Below are 16,422 nucleotides of genomic sequence, written 5' to 3'. Positions count from 1 at the left end.
CAACACGGGCGGGCTAGGGTCGATGTGTGTCCTTCCTGCTGCGTGTCGAGCTGCCCGACGTCCCCGGATCGCTGGGGCGCCTGGCGACCCGCATCGGTGAGGCCGGCGGTGACATCGAGGCCATCGAGATCGTCGAGAAGCGCGACGACGTGGCCGTCGACGACGTGCTGCTCGAGCTCGTGCCCGGCACCATGCCCGACACGATCGTCTCGGCCTGCCACGCGACACCGGGGGTCCGCGTGCTGTGGATCAGCCGGTACGCCGCCGGCGGCCAGCTCTTCCTCGACCTCGAGGCCGTCGAGGAGCTGACGGCCAACCCCAAGCAGGCCATCAACCGCCTGGTCGACCTGCTGCCGGTGACCTTCCGGGCCGACTGGGCCGCGCGGGTGCACCGCAGCGACGGCATCCTCCACGCCACCGACGCGGCGCCGGCGGACCTGCCGTTCGTCGAGGTCGTGCGCTCCCAGCGCGCTCAGCGCGCCGAGATCGACGGCGACGACAACAACGTCTACGCCGCCGTCGACCTCAGCGACGGCGAGGTCGTGCTGCTGGGCCGTCGCGGCGGTCCCGAGTTCCTCGACTCCGAGCTGGCCCGGGTCGGCCACCTGGCCGCACTCGCGGTCGGCATCGCCCGGCCCTGAGCAGGGCCGCCCACCCGGCCCGGATCTCGCGTCGACCCGGCCCGGATCTCGCGTCGACCCGGCCCGAACCGACAGCTCTGCGGCGCGCCGATACCCTGCTGGCCATGAGCGCCATCGACGGGGTGTCGGAGATCTTCGACGACGAGGCCTGGGACGTCGTGCCCGGCTTCGAGGACCTGACCGACCTGACCTACCACCGCGCGCACGCCCACGGCACCGTGCGGGTCGCCTTCGACCGGCCCGACGTGCTCAACGCCTTCCGTCCGCACACCGTCGACGAGCTGCTGCGGGTGCTCGAGCACGCCCGCACCACCAGCGACGTCGGATGCGTCCTGCTGACCGGCAACGGCCCGAGCGACAAGAACGGCAAGTGGGCCTTCTGCACCGGCGGCGACCAGCGCATCCGCGGCCGAGCCGGCTACCAGTACGCCGAGGGCGAGGGTGCCGAGACCGTCGACAAGGCCCGTCTCGGACGCCTGCACATCCTCGAGGTGCAGCGGCTGATCCGCTTCATGCCCAAGATCGTCATCTGCGTGGTTCCCGGTTGGACCGCCGGCGGCGGCCACTCGCTGCACGTGGTCTGCGACCTCACGCTGGCCAGCCTCGAGGAGGCCCGCTTCAAGCAGACCGACGCCGACGTGGGCTCCTTCGACGGCGGCTTCGGGTCGGCGTACCTGGCCCGCCAGGTGGGGCAGAAGAAGGCTCGCGAGATCTTCTTCCTCGGCCAGACCTACTCGGCCGAGGAGGGCGCCGCGATGGGCACGGTCAACAAGGCCGTGCCGCACGCCGAGCTCGAGGCCACTGCCCTGGAGTGGGGCCGACTGGTCAACGGCAAGAGCCCGACCGCGCAGCGGATGCTGAAGTACTCCTTCAACGCCATCGACGACGGCCTGGTCGGCCAGCAGCTCTTCGCCGGCGAGACCACCCGCCTGGCCTACATGACCGACGAGGCCGCCGAGGGGCGCGACCAGTTCCTCGAGAAGCGCGATCCCGACTGGTCGCCCTACCCCTGGTACTACTGACCCGGCCCAGACTTCCCGCCGACCCGGCCTGAACTTCGCGCCGACCCGGCCCGAACCTCCGGTCCTGGTCCAGACCGGGGCCCGGACGTGGCGGCGAAGAGCGTGCGGCCGCGCTGCCGGCGTTGGATGCTGAGGGGTCGGGCGCCGTCGTGCGCGCCCCGTCCCCCGCGAGGTCACCGTGCGTCTGTCCGTCCTGTCCCCGTCCGTGGTCGGCGCGCTGCTGGCGCCGGCGCTGCTGCTGAGCGCCTGCAGCGGAGAGGTCTCCGTCGGGGGCCCTGCCACCGTCGAGCGCGCCGACCTCGAGGCCGAGCTCTCGGCCAACATGAGCGGTCCCGACGCCGACCAGTTCGAGGTGGCCTGCGAGGGCGACCTCGAGGCCGAGGTGGAGGCCACCCAGGACTGCCTGATCACCTTCAGCGAGGACGGGTCGACGACGGGCGTGCGGCTCGTGGTCACCGCGGTGGAGGGCGACGAGGTCGAGTTCGACCAGATCCTCTTCATCCCCGCCGGGGAGGTCGCCGACGCCGTCGAGCGCACGTACGCCGACCCGGGGCTCACGATCGACGAGGTGACCTGCGCCGGTGAGCTGGTCGGCGAGGAGGGCGCGACCACGACCTGCGACATCGCCTCCAGCGAGGGCGACGTCACGGTCGAGGCGACCACCACGACGGTGGACGGGCTGGTCGTGAACTTCGATCTCACCGTGGTGTCCTGAGCCGCACCCGGCGCAGGCTCGGCCTACCCTGGGCCGGTGAGCGTCGTCGTCCTGACCGGAGCCGGCATCTCCGCCGAGAGCGGGGTGCCGACCTTCCGTGACGCCGACGGGCTCTGGGAGGGCCACCACGTCGAGGACGTCGCCACCCCCGAGGCCTACGAGCTGGCCCCGTCGCGGGTGCTGCGCTTCTACGACGAGAGACGCAGCGCGCTGGCCGGTGTCGAGCCCAACGCCGCCCACCTCGCCCTGGCGCGTCTCGAGGAGGCGCTGGGCGACGACCTGCTGCTGGTCACCCAGAACATCGACGACCTGCACGAGCGGGCCGGGTCGCGCCACGTCGTGCACATGCACGGCGAGCTGCTCTCGGCGCTGTGCCGCGCCTGCGAGGGCCGGGTGCGCTGGGAGCGCGAGCTGCTCGACCACCCGCCCTGCCCCGGCTGCGGGCACGCCGAGCTGCGCCCCGACGTGGTGTGGTTCGGCGAGATCCCCTACCAGATGGACCTCATCCTCGAGCGCCTCGGCCGCGCCGACACGTTCGTCTCGGTCGGCACCTCCGGCGCGGTCTACCCGGCCGCGGGCTTCGTGCAGCACGCCCGCCGCAACGGCGCGCGCACCCTCGAGCTCAACCTGGTGCCCTCCGAGGGCTCCATGTGGTTCCACGACTCCCGCCACGGCCTGGCCGGCGAGCTGGTGCCCGCCTGGGTCGACGAGGTCCTGGGCGCCCGCACGGGCTGATCGCCGGCGTACGCCGCGCGCCGCAGGTCAGCCGCGGGCGATCCGGGCACGCATCAGCGGCTCGAGCCGGTCCATCTCGTCGGTGATCCCGATGGTGGGCGCGAAGCGGCGCATCACGTCGACGAACATGTCGCCGCTCTCGATGAGCCGCGGGTCCATGTGGCCGAACACCTCGAGCGCCACGACGCCGTACAGCTGGGTCCAGCCCTGCATGTAGACCCACACCAGACCACGGTCGGCGGCGGCGATCGACTCGGTCTCAGCCGGGATAAGCGGGTCGAGGACCGCGGCCCGGGCGGTCGAGGGCAGGGACTCCACCGGCGGCACGGGGAAGCCGCGCCGCTCCCAGATGGCGCGCATCTGGTCGGTGAACAGGTGCCCCGAGGCCGACAGGGTCAGGGCCTCGCGGCGCGAGCAGGAGGTGTCGGCCACCGGGTTGGCGAAGACCAGCCCGAACTCGCGGGGGGCAGTCAGCGCCCACATCCGGAACTCCGTGGTCGACATGGCCAGCCGCCCCGCGACGTCGTCGACGGGCAGCGTGTCGGCTGCCGCGGCGAACGTCTCGGTGGCCGCCCGGTCGACCTCCAGCGCGACCAGGTCGACCAGGTCCTGGTAGCTGGCGACGTAGCGGTAGAGCGCCGGGGCGGTCATCCCCATGCCGGCCGCGACGGCGCGCAGGGAGAGCTCGGTGCCCTCGCCGAGGAGCGCGCGCGAGACCCGCACGATCTCGTCGTACGTCGCCTCGCGCTGCCGCTCGCGGCGGGTGCGCTGGTCCGTCGTGGTCATCCGAGCTCCTCCTGGGCGCTGGGCCCCTCGTCAGCGGCCGCTCCCGAGGACCGTTGACACCCGCAGTTTACACCGTTTACGGTTAACGCCGTTCACTTTCCTGATGCAGCATCACCGGCGCGCGGGCGCCGACCGGAGCAGGGGTACCCGATGATCGATCGCTGGGGCCGCGTCGTGGCCCACCACGCTGTGACCGTGCTGCTCCTCGGCTTGGTGCTGACCCTCGCTGCCGGCGCCTACGGCGCCGGGGTCTTCGACTCGCTGGAGCAGGGCGGTTTCGACGACGCGTCGTCCGAGACCGCGCGCGAGCTGGTGGCCGAGCGCGAGCTCTTCGGCAACCGCACCGTCGACGTCGTGGCGGTCTACTCCGACGAGGACCGCGTGGCCACCGACCGGGGCTTCCGCTCGGCGGTGCAGGACGTCGTCGAGGCCGTCCCGGCCGACCTGGTGACCCAGGTGGTGCCCTACTACGCGGCCGGGCCCGACAGCGGCCTGGTCAGCACCGACGGCCACCACGCCCAGGTGCTGGTCTCGCTGGCCGGCGAGAGCCAGGACGACTTCCTGTCCGCCTACGACGAGCTGGCCCCGCTGCTCGAGGCCGACGGGCTCGAGACCGGGCTGACGGGCTCCTACGCCGTCTACAGCGACGTCAACGAGATCACCTCCGACGACCTCAAGCGCGCCGAGCTGGTCTCGCTGCCCCTGGTGGTGCTCCTGGCGCTGCTGATCTTCGGCTCGGTCGTGGCCGCGCTGATGCCGGCGATGGTGGGCCTGGTGGCGATGCTCGGCGCCCTCGCGGTGGTGCGGGTGATCGCGGGGTTCACCGACGTGTCGGTCTTCTCGGTCAACATCATCTCGCTGCTCGGCATCGGTCTGGCCATCGACTACGCGCTCTTCGTGGTCAGCCGCTTCCGCGAGGAGCTCGCGACGCTGCCGCTCGACGACCCCGACGCCGTGCCCACCGCGATCCGCCGCACCATGGCCACCGCCGGTCGCACCGTGATGTTCTCGGGCCTGACCGTGGCCGCCGCGATGTCGAGCCTGCTGGTCTTCCCCCAGGGCTTCCTGCGCTCGATGGGGTACGGCGGCATCGCCGCCGTCGTCGTGGCGATGCTGGCCGCATTGACCGTGTTGCCGGCCGTGCTGCGGCTCCTGGGCCGGCGGGTCGACGCGGGCCGGATGCCGTGGCGCCGCGCCGGCGCCGAGGCCGCCGACGGTGGGCGGTGGGCGGCCCTGGCGCACGCGGTGATGCGGCGCCCGGTCGCGGTCATCGCGGTCACGGTCGTGGTGCTGCTCGCCATCGCGAGCCCCTTCCTCGGGGTGCGGTGGGGCAGCGTCGACCACCGGGTGCTGCCCGACGACGCCCCGGCCCACCAGACGGCCGAGCTGCTGATCGACGAGTTCGGCCCCGAGACCTCCAGCGCCACCCTGCTGCTGCGCGGCAGCGACGACGGCGACGTCGCGTCGTACGCCGCCGCGGTGCAGCAGGTCGACGGCGTGCTCGCGGTCGAGACCGTGGCCGGGCCCGACGAGGCGCGCGGCGGGGACGCGACGCTGCTGCGCGCGACCTGGGCCGGCAACAGCCAGACCGAGCGCTCGCAGGAGATCGTGCGCGAGCTGCGTGCGGTCGACCCGGCCACCGGGTCGGCACTCGTGGGCGGGCTCAGCGCCGACACCGTCGACCTGGTCGACTCGGTGGGCGCGCACCTGCCGTGGATGGGCCTGATCGTCGTGGTGGTGATGCTGGTGCTGCTCTTCGTCGCCTTCGGCTCGGTGGTGCTGCCGCTCAAGGCCGTGGTGATGAACCTGTTCTCCATCACCGCCGCCTTCGGCGTGGTCACCTGGATCTTCAGCGACGGCAACCTCGCCGACCTGCTCGGCTTCACCCCGCAGGGCTTCCTCGACGCCACCAACCCCATCCTGATGCTGGCGATCCTCTTCGGCCTCTCGATGGACTACGAGGTCTTCCTGCTCAGCCGGGTGCGCGAGGAGTGGGACCGCACCGGCGACAACGACCTCGCCGTCGCGGCCGGGGTGCAGAAGACCGGACGGATCATCACCAGCGCCGCGCTCCTGCTCGGGGTCGTCATCGGCGCCTTCGGGATGAGCGGCATCGTCTTCATGAAGATGCTCGGGGTGGGCATGCTGGTCGCGCTGCTGATCGACGCCACCGTCGTGCGCGCCCTGCTGGTGCCGGCCACGATGAAGCTGCTCGGACGGTGGAACTGGTACGCCCCCGCCCCGCTCGCCTCGTGGTGGCGCCGGCACGGCTTCCGGGACGAGCTGCCGCCCGTGCCGGGGGAGAGCCCGGGGGAGAGGCAGGGGGAGCCGCCTGTGCAGAGCCCTCGCGAGCCGGCGGCGCACGTGGTGTGATCTCCCCACGACCACGCGCGACGAGAGGACCACGACATGGCCGGCTGGGCACGACGTACGGCGGGGGCGGCGGCGCTGCTGGCAGCGAGCGCGGCCCTGGTCGGCTGTGGCGACGACGGGGACGACTCGTCGACCGGTGACGAGCAGACGGGCGACTCCGCCAGCTCGTCGGCCTTCGTCGAGCAGGAGGGCGCCGAGATCCGCGACGCGGCGGCCACGGCCATGGGCGACCTCGAGAGCCTGCGCGTCAGCGGCGAGGTGGCCGTCGACGGCGAGGAGGTCTCCATCGAGATCGCGACGAGCCGCGGGGGCGACTGCTCCGGCACGGTCGGCTTCGGGGGCGCCGACGCCGAGGTGCTCAGCGTCGACGGGCAGACCTGGTTCCGCCCCAGCGAGGAGTTCTGGCGCGCCTCGGCCGGCCCCCAGGCCGACCAGATCATCGAGGTCGTCGACGGCCGCTGGGTCGTGCTGGGCGAGGACGAGGGGTTCGCCGAGCTCTGCGACCTCGACCAGCTGCTCGAGGAGCTGCTCGAGGACACCGACGAGGCCACCACCTACGAGACCGGTGAGGTCACCGACGTCGACGGCACCGAGGCGGTGGCCGTGGTCTCGACCGACGAGGACGGCGAGTCCTCGACCGGCTACATCGCCGTCGAGGAGCCCCACCACCTGCTGCGCATCGAGCGGACCGAGGGCGACGAGCAGGGCAGCGTCACCTTCACCGACTTCGACGAGCCGGTGGAGGTCGAGGCCCCCGCCGACGACGAGACCGTCGACCTCGACTCGCTCTAGGTCCGGCAGCGGGCCGGCCGGCGAGCGCCGGCCGGCCCGGTCTCAGGCGTGGACGACCGCGCCGGCGTGCCCGGGCAGCACCAGCAGGCCCTGCTCGTCGAGCTCGGCGCCCGACGCGGTGGCGGCGAGCACCTGCCCGGACCCGGTGTGCACCTCGAGCGGCACCTCGCCCAGGTTGAGCACGACCTGCAGCCGACCCCGGTGCAGCACCACGAGCCTCGCGGTCTCGTCGACCTCGCACCGGGTGGCCGCGAACGACGGGTCGGTCAGCTCGGGCCACTCCCGGCGCAGCCTGCCCAGCGTGCGGTAGAGGTCGAGCAGCCGCGCGTGCCGGCCGTGCTCGCGCTCGCTCCAGTCGAGCTTGGAGCGCTCGAAGGTGGCCGGGTCCTGCGGGTCGGGCACCACGGCGGGGTCCCAGCCCATCTGCTCGAACTCCGCGATCCGGCCCTCGGCCGTGGCGGTGCCGAGGTCGGGCTCGGGGTGGCTGGTGAAGAACTGGAACGGCGTCGAGGCCGCCCACTCCTCGCCCTGGAAGAGCATGGGGGTGAAGGGCCCCAGCAGCGTCAGCATCGCCGCGCAGCCGAGCTGGTCGTCGTCGAGGTGGCCCGGCGCCGGGTCGCTGAGGCGGTCGCCGACGGCCCGGTTGCCGACCTGGTCGTGGTTCTGGTTGGCCACCACCAGCCGCCAGGTGGCGGTGTGGTCGGTGTCGATCGGCACCCCGTGGTCGCGCCCGCGGAAGGAGCTGTAGGTGCCGTCGTGGAAGAAGCCCTGCTCGACGACCTTCTTCAGCGCGGTCAGGGGCTCGAAGTCGGCGTAGTAGCCGGTCGTCTCGCCGCTCAGCGCGACGTGCACGGCGTGGTGGTAGTCGTCGCTCCACTGCGCGTCGAGCCCGCGGCCGCCGGCCTCGCGGGGCTTGATCATCACCGGGTCGTTGAGGTCGGACTCCGCGATGAGCGTCAGCGGGCGCCGCTGGTGGGCCGAGAGCGCCGCGACCTCGACGGCCATCTCCTCGAGAAGGTGCACCTCGGAGTCGTCGGAGAGCGCGTGCACCGCGTCGAGGCGCAGCCCGTCGACGTGGTAGTCGCGCAGCCACATCGCGACGTTGTCGAGGATGTAGCGGCGCACCTGCGCCGACCCGTCACCGTCGAGGTTGACCAGGTCGCCCCAGGTGTTGCGGCCGTCCTTGAGGTACGGCGCGTAGAGCGGCAGGTAGTTGCCCGAGGGGCCCAGGTGGTTGTGCACCACGTCCTGGATGACGCCCAGGCCCTTCGCGTGGCAGCCGTCGACGAAGCGCTGGTAGGCCTCCGGGCCGCCGTACGACTCGGCGACCGCGAACCAGGCGACGCCGTCGTAGCCCCAGTTGTGGGTGCCGTTGAAGGCGTTGACCGGCATCACCTCGACCAGGTCGACGCCGAGGTCGACTAGGTGGTCGAGCCGGCCGAGCGCGGCGTCGAGGGTGCCTTCGGGGGTGAAGGTGCCCACGTGCATCTCGTAGATGACCGAGCCGGCGAGCTGGCGTCCGGTCCAGGACTCGTCGGTCCAGGCGAAGGACGACGGGTCGTGGGTGCGCGAGAGCTCGTGGACGCCGCCCGGCTGGCGCCGCGAGCGCGGGTCGGGGCGCGGTGCCGGGTCGTCGTCGAGCAGGTAGCCGTAGTCGACCTCGCCGTCGGGCACCGGCGCGTCGGGGGTCCACCAGTCGTCGTCGCCCCGGCGCATCGGCACGGTCTCGCCGTCGACCAGCAGCCGCACCCGCTCGGGGCGCGGCGCCCAGACGTCGAAGCGGCCGCGGGCGTGGCTCGGTGGGGTGGTCGCGGTCATCAGTCCTCCTTCACGAGCAGGGCGACGGGGTAGGTCGCCAGCAGGGTCGCCAGGTCGCCGTCGCCCACCTCGCCGGTCAGCACGTCGCGCCAGCGTCCGGCGGGCAGGTCGAGGCGCGTCCGGCCCCAGCCGCCGCGGGTGGCGAGCCCCAGGGGCAGCCGGGTCGCGACGGTGAGCGCGCCGCCGCGGTCGAAGGCGACGACGTGGTCGGCGGCCTCGCCGGTCGCGGTGACCGGGGTGTAGCCGGTGAACAGCTCGGCCCGGTCGCGACGCAGCCGCAGCGCGGCCGCGGTGACCAGCAGCTTGGCGGCGCCGGGGTCGTCGACGCCCGACGGGGCGGCCGGGCGCTGGCCGGCGTCGATCTCGGCGAGCAGCCGGGCGCGCAGGTCGAGGTCGACCGGGCGCCGGTTGTCGGGGTCGACCAGCGACTGCTCCCACAGCTCGGAGCCCTGGTAGACGTCGGGCACCCCGGGCATCGTGATGGCCAGCAGCTTGGCGGCCAGCGCGTTCGACCAGCCCGCGTCGACGACCTCGGACACCAGGGCCTCGAGCACGTCGCGGACCTCACGGTCGTCGAAGGCCGCGTCGACGGCGGCGTGCACCGCCGCCTCGTAGGTCTCGTCGGGCTCGGTCCAGGTGGTGCGGTCGCCGGCCTCGCGCATCGCCTTCATCGCGTAGCCGTGCAGCCGCTCGCGCAGCACGTCGTCGGGGTCGGAGCCCCAGGCGCCCAGCACGGCCTGCCACAGCAGGGAGCCGAAGCCCGGGTCGGGCAGCGGCGCCAGCGCCAGCAGCCGGTCGAGCGCCTGCTCCCAGCGCTGCGGCACCTCGGCGAGCACGGTGATGCGGGCGCGCACGTCCTCGCCCCGCTTGGTGTCGTGGGTCGAGAGCGTCGTCATCGCGTGCGGCCAGTCGCGCTGGCGCGCCGCGAGGTGCTCGTGCAGCTCGTCGACGGGCAGCGAGAACTCGTGCGGGTCGCCGCCGACCTCGTTGAGCGAGGTCAGCCGCGAGTAGCGGTAGAAGGCGCAGTCCTCGACGCCCTTGGCCATCACCATCCCGCTGGTCTGCTGGAAGCGGCGGCAGGCGTCGAGCGACGGGTCGCGCAGCCACGGCTCGATGGTGTCGAAGGTGGCGGCCAGGTCGGGACGGCGCTCACGCGCGGCCGCGAACGCCTGGTCGACGTGCTCGGCGCCCTCGGGCAGGTAGGAGCGGTAGACGGGGAAGCAGGCCATCAGCTCGGCGACGGCGTCGGCGGTGCTGGAGGGCACCCGCTCGGGCACGTCGCGGCGCAGGTCGCGCACGATGCGCCGCACCTCGCTGTGCAGGATGCCGTCGGCCACCTCGCGCTTGAGGTCGTGCACCATCGCGGGGTAGTCGACGACCTCGCCGTCGGGCAGCCCGCGCAGCCGCGCCTCGAGCGCGTCGAGCGGCGCCTGCCCCGCGGGGTCGGTGAGCACCCGGTCGACCCAGGCCAGGGCGTCGTACCCGGTGGTGCCGTCGGTGGCCCAGCTGGTCGGCAGGTGCTCCCCGGGCTCGAGGATCTTCTCCACCAGCGTGTACGCCGACCCGGTGAGCTCGGCGAGGTCGTCGAGGTAGCCCTTCGGGTCGCGCAGGCCGTCGGGGTGGTCGACCCGCAGCCCGTCGACGAGCCCCTCGGTGAACCAGCGGCGGATCTCGACGTGGGTCTCGTCGAAGACCTCGGGCTCCTCCACCCGCACCGCGGCCAGGGTGTTGACGGCGAAGAAGCGGCGGTAGTTCAGCGCGTCGTCGGCGCGGTGCCAGTCGACGAGCTCGTAGTGCTGACGGGCGTGCACGGCCTGCGGGTCGTCGTCGACGCCCTCGGCGGTGCCGGCCGCGACCGGGAAGGCCTGGTCCCAGTAGTGCAGCTCGAGGCCACGCTCGCCTGCGACGAGGCGCAGGTGGTCGACCCGGCCGTCGGGCAGCAGGTCGTCGTCGCCGACGACGGGGATCCGCAGCCGCTGGCCGGCGGTGTCCCAGTCGATGTCGAAGGCGCCCGCGTGCTCGGCGTCGCGGCCGTCGCGCAGCACCTCCCACCACCACGGGTCCTCGCTCGGGGTGGCGACCCCGACGTGGTTGGGCACGATGTCGACGAGCACGCCCAGGCCGAGGCGACGGGCCTCGGCGCTGACGGCGTCCAGGCCCTCCTCGCCGCCGCGCGACTCGTCGAGGTGGTCGTGGGCGACCACGTCGTAGCCGTGGCTGCTGCCGGGCTCGGCGGCCAGCAGCGGCGAGAGGTAGACCCAGTCGACTCCCAGGTCGTGCACGTAGCCCAGCCGGCGCGCGACCTCCGGCAGGTCGAGGTCGGCGCTGACCTGGAAGCGGTAGGTCGACACCGGCCGGCGGGTGGGACCACCCACGTCAGGCCTCCTCGCCGGTCGCGGTCTGGGACTGCGCGGCCATCGAGGCGGCCACCGAGTGGTCCACGTCGGCCTCGGGAGCGGCGTACTCCTGGAGCACCAGCACGCTGCGCGAGGCCATCGTGACGACGCTGTCGGGGTCGATCGGCTCAGGCCGGTCGCCGTTGCCGGCGGTGTTGATGGCCACCTGCCAGCGCGCGGCGTACTCCTCGGGGGGCAGGGTCACCTCGACGTCGAAGTCGGCGGCGTTGAAGTAGAGCAGGAAGTGGTCGTCCTCGATGACCTGGCCGCGCGGGTCGCGCCCGGCGATGCCGTGGCCGTTGAGGTACATCCCCAGCACCCGGTCGTCGCCCTCCCAGTCCTCGTCCTCCATCGGACGCCCGGAGGGGTGCAGCCAGACGATGTCGTTGAGCCGCTCGGCGCCCTCCGGGCCGGTGCGCACGGTGTTGCCGGTGAAGAAGCGCTTGCGGCGGAAGGTCGGGTGCTCGGCCCGCAGCCGCGAGACCGCGGCGGTGAACTCCACGAGCGGGGTGTCGAGGCGGTCCCAGTGCATCCAGGCGATCTCGGAGTCCTGGGCGTAGGTGTTGTTGTTGCCGTCCTGGGTGCGCCCGGCCTCGTCGCCGTGCAGCAGCATCGGCACGCCCTGGCTCAGCAGCAGCGTGGTGATGAAGTTGCGCTGGGCGCGGGCACGCAGCTCGAGGACCTTCGCGTCGTCGGTGGGCCCCTCGACGCCGTGGTTCCACGAGCGGTTGTGGCTCTCGCCGTCGTTGTTGTCCTCGCCGTTGGCCTCGTTGTGCTTGTCGTTGTAGGACACGAGGTCGCGCAGCGTGAAGCCGTCGTGGGCGGTGACGAAGTTGATGCTGGCGAAGGGGCGGCGCCCCGACTGCTCGTAGAGGTCGGAGGAGCCCGACAGCCGGCTGGCGAACTCGCCCAGCGACGGCTCGCCGCGCCAGAAGTCGCGCACGGTGTCGCGGTAGGCGCCGTTCCACTCGGTCCACTGCGGCGGGAAGCCACCGACCTGGTAGCCGCCGGGGCCCACGTCCCACGGCTCGGCGATCAGCTTGACCTGGCTGACGACCGGGTCCTGCTGGACGAGCTCGAAGAACGTCGCGAGCCGGTCGACCTCGTAGAACTCGCGCGCCAGCGCGGAAGCCAGGTCGAAGCGGAAGCCGTCGACGTGCATCTCGGTGACCCAGTAGCGCAGCGAGTCCATGATCAGCTGCAGCGAGTGCGGGTGGCGCACGTTGAGCGTGTTGCCGGTGCCCGTGTAGTCCATGTAGTAGCGCGGGTCGTCCTCGACCAGGCGGTAGTAGGCCTGGTTGTCGATGCCCTTCATGCTCAGGGTCGGGCCCAGGTGGTTGCCCTCGGCGGTGTGGTTGTAGACCACGTCGAGGATCACCTCGATGCCCGCGGCGTGCAGCTCCTTGACCATCGCCTTGAACTCCTGGACCTGCTGGCCGCGGCCGATGCCGGCGTGCGCGGAGGCCGAGTAGTCGGCGTGCGGGGCGAAGAAGCCCAGGGTGTTGTAGCCCCAGTAGTTGCGCAGCCCCTTCTCGAGCAGCGTGTTGTCCTGGATGAACTGGTGCACCGGCATCAGCTCGACCGCGGTCACCCCGAGCTTCTTGAGGTGCTCCACGACCGAGGGGTGCGCGACGCCGGCGTACGTGCCGCGCAGCTCCTCGGGGACGTCGGGGTGCAGCTGGGTCAGGCCCTTGACGTGGGCCTCGTAGACGACCGTGTCGTTGTAGTCGACGCGCGGGCGGCGGTCGCCCTCCCAGTCGAAGAACGGGTTGATGACCACGCCGAGGGTCATGTGCGGCGCGGAGTCGTCGTCGTTGCGCGAGTCCTCCTCGCCGAAGGTGTAGGCGAAGAGGCTGGGGTCCCAGTCGATCTCGCGCCAGGTCGCCTTGGCGTAGGGGTCGAGCAGCAGCTTGTTGGCGTTGCAGCGCAGGCCCTGCTCAGGGTCCCAGGGGCCGTGCACGCGGTAGCCGTAGCGCTGCCCGGGCTGGATGGTCGGCAGGTAGCAGTGCCAGACGTGGGCGTCGACCTCCTGCAGCTCCACGCAGGTCTCGAGCAGCGGCCCGTCGGGGTTGGCGGGGTCGTCGTCGAAGAGGCACAGCACCACGCTGTCGGCCACCTCGCTGAAGAGCGCGAAGTTGGTGCCGCTCCCGTCGAACGTCGCGCCGAGCGGGTAGGCGGTGCCGGGCCAGGTCTCCATGGGGTGCTGCTCCCTCTGCCGCCGCGGCGGCTGGTGCGGTGTCGTGCTGCGGTGTCGTGCGGTGTGGTCGAGCGGGCTGCTCGAGCGGGTCTTGGAACGATCAAAGCACGGTCTGCGGCGGCGTCCCTCCACCCGCAAGGGGGCCTTCCCCGCTCGCTGCTGTGCCACACGCCCTACCCGCCGGTAGCATGTGTGACATGAAGCGGAGCATCTTTGACGAGGACCACGAGGCCTTCCGCGCGTCTGTGCGCGAGTTCCTGGAGCGTTCGGTGATCCCGAACGTCGAGCAGCACGCGGCCGACAAGGCCCTGCCGCGCGAGTTCTGGCTCGAGGCCGGCAAGCAGGGCTTCCTGGGCCTGGAGATCCCCGAGGAGTACGGCGGCGTCGGCGCCGGGGACTACCGGTTCAACGCGGTCGCGGCCGAGGAGCTCAACAAGGTCAACGCGGCGCTGGGCTCGTGCTGGGGCATCCACGCCGACATCACCGCGCCGTACATCGTCGAGCTCGGCACCGAGGAGCAGAAGCAGCGCTGGCTGCCCGGCGTCGCGGCCGGCGAGATCCTGCTGGCCATCGGCATGACCGAGCCCTCCGGCGGCTCCGACCTGGCCGCGCTGAAGACCACCGCCGTGCGCGACGGCGACCAGTGGGTCATCAACGGCTCCAAGACCTTCATCACCAACGGCTACTCCGCCGACCTGGTGATCACCGCGGTGCGCACCGACCCCGAGAAGGGCGCGCGCGGCATCACGCTGTTCGCCATCCCGTCCGACGCCCCGGGCTTCAGCCGTGGGCGCAAGCTCGACAAGGTCGGCCAGGACGAGTCCGACACCGCCGAGCTGTTCTTCGAGAACGTGCGCCTGGGCGACGACCACGTCATCGGCGAGCTCGGTGGCGGCTTCATCGCGATGATGCAGAAGCTGCCCCAGGAGCGCCTGGGCTGCGCGATCTCCAACGTGCACCACGCCAAGCAGATCCTGGTCGAGACGCTGCAGTACACCAAGGACCGCAAGGCCTTCGGCCAGTCGATCGGACAGTTCCAGCACAACAAGTTCCTGCTCGCCGAGCAGTTCACCGCCATCGAGGTCGCCGAGGCCTACGTCGACCAGTGCGTCGTGGCCCACGACAAGGGCGAGCTGACCCCGGTCGACGCGGCCAAGGCCAAGTGGTGGAGCAGCCAGGTGCAGAACGACGTGCTCGACCACTGCGTGCAGCTGCACGGCGGCTACGGCTTCATGAACGAGTACCGCGTGGCCCGCGCCTGGCGCGACGCCCGCGTCTCGAAGATCTGGGCCGGCTCCAACGAGATCATGAAGGAGCTCATCGGCCGCGATCTCGGCCTCTGAGCGGGGTGGCCCGGGGTGTGACCGGGGCCGCCCAGCAGAGCCTCACCTTCGTTGCGAGGGGGTCGTGGGCCCGTCGATGATGGGCCCATGACCTCCGACCTCGAGCACGCCCCGATCGATGTCGGCCCGCACGACGACGAGCCGCACGGCGGGGGCATCAGCTCGCGCCTGAACTGGCTGCGGGCCGCCGTGCTCGGCGCCAACGACGGGATCGTCTCGACCGCCGGCGTCGTGGTCGGCGTCGCGGGCGCCACCACCGAACGCAACGCGATCCTCGTCGCCGGTGTCGCCGCCGTGGTGGCCGGCGCGTTGAGCATGGGTGCGGGGGAGTACGTCTCGGTCAGCACCCAGAGCGACTCCGAGCGCGCGCTGCTGGAGAAGGAGCGGCGCGAGCTCGAGGAGGAGCCCGAGGAGGAGCTCGCCGAGCTGGCCGCCATCTACGTCGGCAAGGGCCTCGACGAGGACCTCGCCCTCCGGGTCGCGACCCAGCTCACCGCCCACGACGCGCTGGGCGCGCACGCCGAGGCCGAGCTCGGGATCGACCCCGACGAGCTGACCAGCGCCTGGCACGCGGCGTGGGCCTCGATGCTCTCCTTCACCCTGGGAGCGCTGCTCCCGCTGCTGACCATCCTCCTCGTCGTCGCCGACCTGCGCGTCGGCGTCACCATGGGCGCGGTCGCGCTGGCCCTGGCCCTCACCGGCTGGGCCAGCGCCAAGCTGGGCTACGGCCCCACCGGCCGTGCCGTGCTGCGCAACGTCGGCGGCGGCCTCTTCGCCATGGCCGTCACCTACCTGATCGGCACCCTCCTCGGCGCCCACGTCGTCTGACCCACCTCCGTCGGTCGAGCAGCGACGAGCGCCAGCGAGGAGCGTCGCCGAGACCCGGTGAGGTGCGCGCTCGCCGTACGCCGGGTGGTTGCGGGGTCTCGACGACGCTCGAGCCTTCGGCCCTCGCTGCTCGACCCACGGCGGGCGGTCGGGGCTAGGTTGGCGGGGTGCGTCTCTTCGCTGCACTGGTGCCACCGACCGAGGCGGTCGAGCACCTCGATGCGTTCCTGGAGGTGCGGCGCGGGGCCGCAGACTTCCGGTGGAGCCTGGCCGAGCACCTCCACGTCACCCTGGCCTTCTACGGCGACGTCGAGGAGTGGCGCCTCGACGAGGTGGTCGAGCGGCTGCGCTCCGCGGCCGCGCGGCGTACGCCGGTCGAGGCCCGCGTGGCCGGGGGCGGCGCGTTCCCGGACCCCGCCGCGGCGCGGGTGCTGTGGGCCGGTGTCGACGCCGAGCCCCACGAGGAGCTGGAACGCCTGGCCGCGGGCTGCCGCACCGCGGGCGCGGTCAGCGGTGCGCGGGTCGACGGCCAGCGCTTCCGCCCGCACGTGACGGTGGCCCGGCTGCGGCGCGCCGACCACGTCGACGACTGGGTGCGCCTGCTCGACGGCTACCGCGGGCCCGCCTGGCGGGCGACCAGCGTGGCGCTGGTGGCCTCGCACCTGGGCCAGGGCGCCCGGCGCCGACCCCGCCACGAGGTGCTCGAACACGTCGGGGTCGGCTCCGGCGAGTGACGCGCGGGCGTCGGCGATCTCCCCTAGGTTGACCAGGGTGAG

The 16,422-nt window shown here is 72.5% G+C and carries 13 protein-coding genes; 9 read left to right on the top strand and 4 right to left on the bottom strand.

Annotated elements, in window-relative coordinates; genetic code table 11:
- Positions 1 to 26: 26 nt before the first annotated feature.
- The 4 genes from QWJ41_RS06365 (at position 27) to QWJ41_RS06350 (ending at position 3,113) form a co-directional block, all read left to right on the top strand.
- Complete coding sequence (locus tag QWJ41_RS06365) at positions 27 to 641, top strand: ACT domain-containing protein (RefSeq protein WP_302706600.1); 615 nt, start codon at positions 27 to 29, stop codon at positions 639 to 641.
- Positions 642 to 745: 104 nt separating this feature from the next.
- Positions 746 to 1,663 (top strand): 1,4-dihydroxy-2-naphthoyl-CoA synthase, encoded by a 918-nt coding sequence (locus QWJ41_RS06360; protein WP_302706599.1) that lies wholly within the window; start codon positions 746 to 748, stop codon positions 1,661 to 1,663.
- Between the two features lie 178 nt (positions 1,664 to 1,841).
- Positions 1,842 to 2,378: a DUF4333 domain-containing protein gene (locus QWJ41_RS06355; RefSeq protein WP_302706598.1), complete on the top strand. Its 537-nt coding sequence runs from the start codon at positions 1,842 to 1,844 to the stop codon at positions 2,376 to 2,378.
- A 36-nt stretch (positions 2,379 to 2,414) separates the two neighbouring features.
- Entirely contained in the window at positions 2,415 to 3,113 is a 699-nt protein-coding gene (locus QWJ41_RS06350) for an NAD-dependent deacylase (RefSeq protein WP_302706597.1), read from the top strand.
- A 27-nt stretch (positions 3,114 to 3,140) separates the two neighbouring features.
- Here QWJ41_RS06350 and QWJ41_RS06345 read toward each other — a convergent pair whose 3' ends face one another.
- Positions 3,141 to 3,899, bottom strand: coding sequence for a WHG domain-containing protein (locus QWJ41_RS06345; RefSeq protein WP_302706595.1), 759 nt, complete (start codon positions 3,897 to 3,899; stop codon positions 3,141 to 3,143).
- A gap of 150 nt (positions 3,900 to 4,049) precedes the next feature.
- On the opposite strand from QWJ41_RS06345, the gene QWJ41_RS06340 reads away from it, so the two are divergent.
- Positions 4,050 to 6,272 carry an MMPL family transporter gene (locus QWJ41_RS06340; RefSeq protein ID WP_302706593.1) on the top strand — a complete coding sequence of 741 codons (2,223 nt, stop codon included), beginning with the start codon at positions 4,050 to 4,052 and terminating at the stop codon, positions 6,270 to 6,272.
- 36 nt (positions 6,273 to 6,308) lie between these two features.
- A complete protein-coding gene (locus QWJ41_RS06335) occupies positions 6,309 to 7,064 on the top strand; it encodes a hypothetical protein (protein ID WP_302706591.1) in 756 nt (251 codons plus the stop codon).
- A 42-nt stretch (positions 7,065 to 7,106) separates the two neighbouring features.
- Here QWJ41_RS06335 and treZ read toward each other — a convergent pair whose 3' ends face one another.
- The 3 genes from treZ to glgX are packed head-to-tail and all read right to left on the bottom strand — an operon-like array spanning position 7,107 to position 13,475.
- Positions 7,107 to 8,882, bottom strand: a complete 1,776-nt coding sequence (gene treZ, locus QWJ41_RS06330; RefSeq protein ID WP_302706589.1) for a malto-oligosyltrehalose trehalohydrolase — start codon at positions 8,880 to 8,882, stop codon at positions 7,107 to 7,109.
- Positions 8,882 to 11,257, bottom strand: coding sequence for a malto-oligosyltrehalose synthase (treY, locus tag QWJ41_RS06325; protein ID WP_302706587.1), 2,376 nt, complete (start codon positions 11,255 to 11,257; stop codon positions 8,882 to 8,884). Before treY ends, treZ begins: the two co-directional genes overlap by 1 nt.
- Position 11,258: 1 nt before the next feature.
- On the bottom strand, positions 11,259 to 13,475 hold the full coding sequence (glgX, locus tag QWJ41_RS06320) for a glycogen debranching protein GlgX (RefSeq protein WP_302706585.1): 2,217 nt from the start codon (positions 13,473 to 13,475) through the stop codon (positions 11,259 to 11,261).
- A 197-nt stretch (positions 13,476 to 13,672) separates the two neighbouring features.
- Here glgX and QWJ41_RS06315 point away from each other — a divergent pair, with 197 nt between their 5' ends.
- The 3 genes from QWJ41_RS06315 (at position 13,673) to thpR (ending at position 16,380) form a co-directional block, all read left to right on the top strand.
- Entirely contained in the window at positions 13,673 to 14,818 is a 1,146-nt protein-coding gene (locus tag QWJ41_RS06315; RefSeq protein WP_302706583.1) for an acyl-CoA dehydrogenase family protein, read from the top strand.
- A gap of 87 nt (positions 14,819 to 14,905) precedes the next feature.
- Positions 14,906 to 15,646, top strand: a complete 741-nt coding sequence (locus QWJ41_RS06310; RefSeq protein WP_302706581.1) for a VIT1/CCC1 transporter family protein — start codon at positions 14,906 to 14,908, stop codon at positions 15,644 to 15,646.
- Between the two features lie 167 nt (positions 15,647 to 15,813).
- Positions 15,814 to 16,380, top strand: a complete 567-nt coding sequence (gene thpR / locus QWJ41_RS06305) for an RNA 2',3'-cyclic phosphodiesterase (protein ID WP_302706579.1) — start codon at positions 15,814 to 15,816, stop codon at positions 16,378 to 16,380.
- Positions 16,381 to 16,422: the final 42 nt, after the last annotated feature.

Origin of the sequence: Nocardioides cremeus, from assembly GCF_030518195.1 — a bacterium.
Taxonomy (GTDB): domain Bacteria; phylum Actinomycetota; class Actinomycetes; order Propionibacteriales; family Nocardioidaceae; genus Nocardioides; species Nocardioides cremeus.
This window is presented reverse-complemented; position numbering and strand designations above follow the sequence as displayed.

What these genes read in the sequence shown, in the direction of transcription:
- QWJ41_RS06360 (WP_302706599.1), top strand. Translation starts at nt 746, where the DNA reads ATGAGCGCCATCGACGGGGTGTCGGAGATCTTCGACGACGAGGCCTGG.
- QWJ41_RS06345 (WP_302706595.1), bottom strand. Translation starts at nt 3,899, where the DNA reads ATGACCACGACGGACCAGCGCACCCGCCGCGAGCGGCAGCGCGAGGCG.
- QWJ41_RS06340 (WP_302706593.1), top strand. Translation starts at nt 4,050, where the DNA reads ATGATCGATCGCTGGGGCCGCGTCGTGGCCCACCACGCTGTGACCGTG.
- QWJ41_RS06335 (WP_302706591.1), top strand. Translation starts at nt 6,309, where the DNA reads ATGGCCGGCTGGGCACGACGTACGGCGGGGGCGGCGGCGCTGCTGGCA.
- treZ (WP_302706589.1), bottom strand. Translation starts at nt 8,882, where the DNA reads ATGACCGCGACCACCCCACCGAGCCACGCCCGCGGCCGCTTCGACGTC.
- glgX (WP_302706585.1), bottom strand. Translation starts at nt 13,475, where the DNA reads ATGGAGACCTGGCCCGGCACCGCCTACCCGCTCGGCGCGACGTTCGAC.
- QWJ41_RS06315 (WP_302706583.1), top strand. Translation starts at nt 13,673, where the DNA reads ATGAAGCGGAGCATCTTTGACGAGGACCACGAGGCCTTCCGCGCGTCT.
- QWJ41_RS06310 (WP_302706581.1), top strand. Translation starts at nt 14,906, where the DNA reads ATGACCTCCGACCTCGAGCACGCCCCGATCGATGTCGGCCCGCACGAC.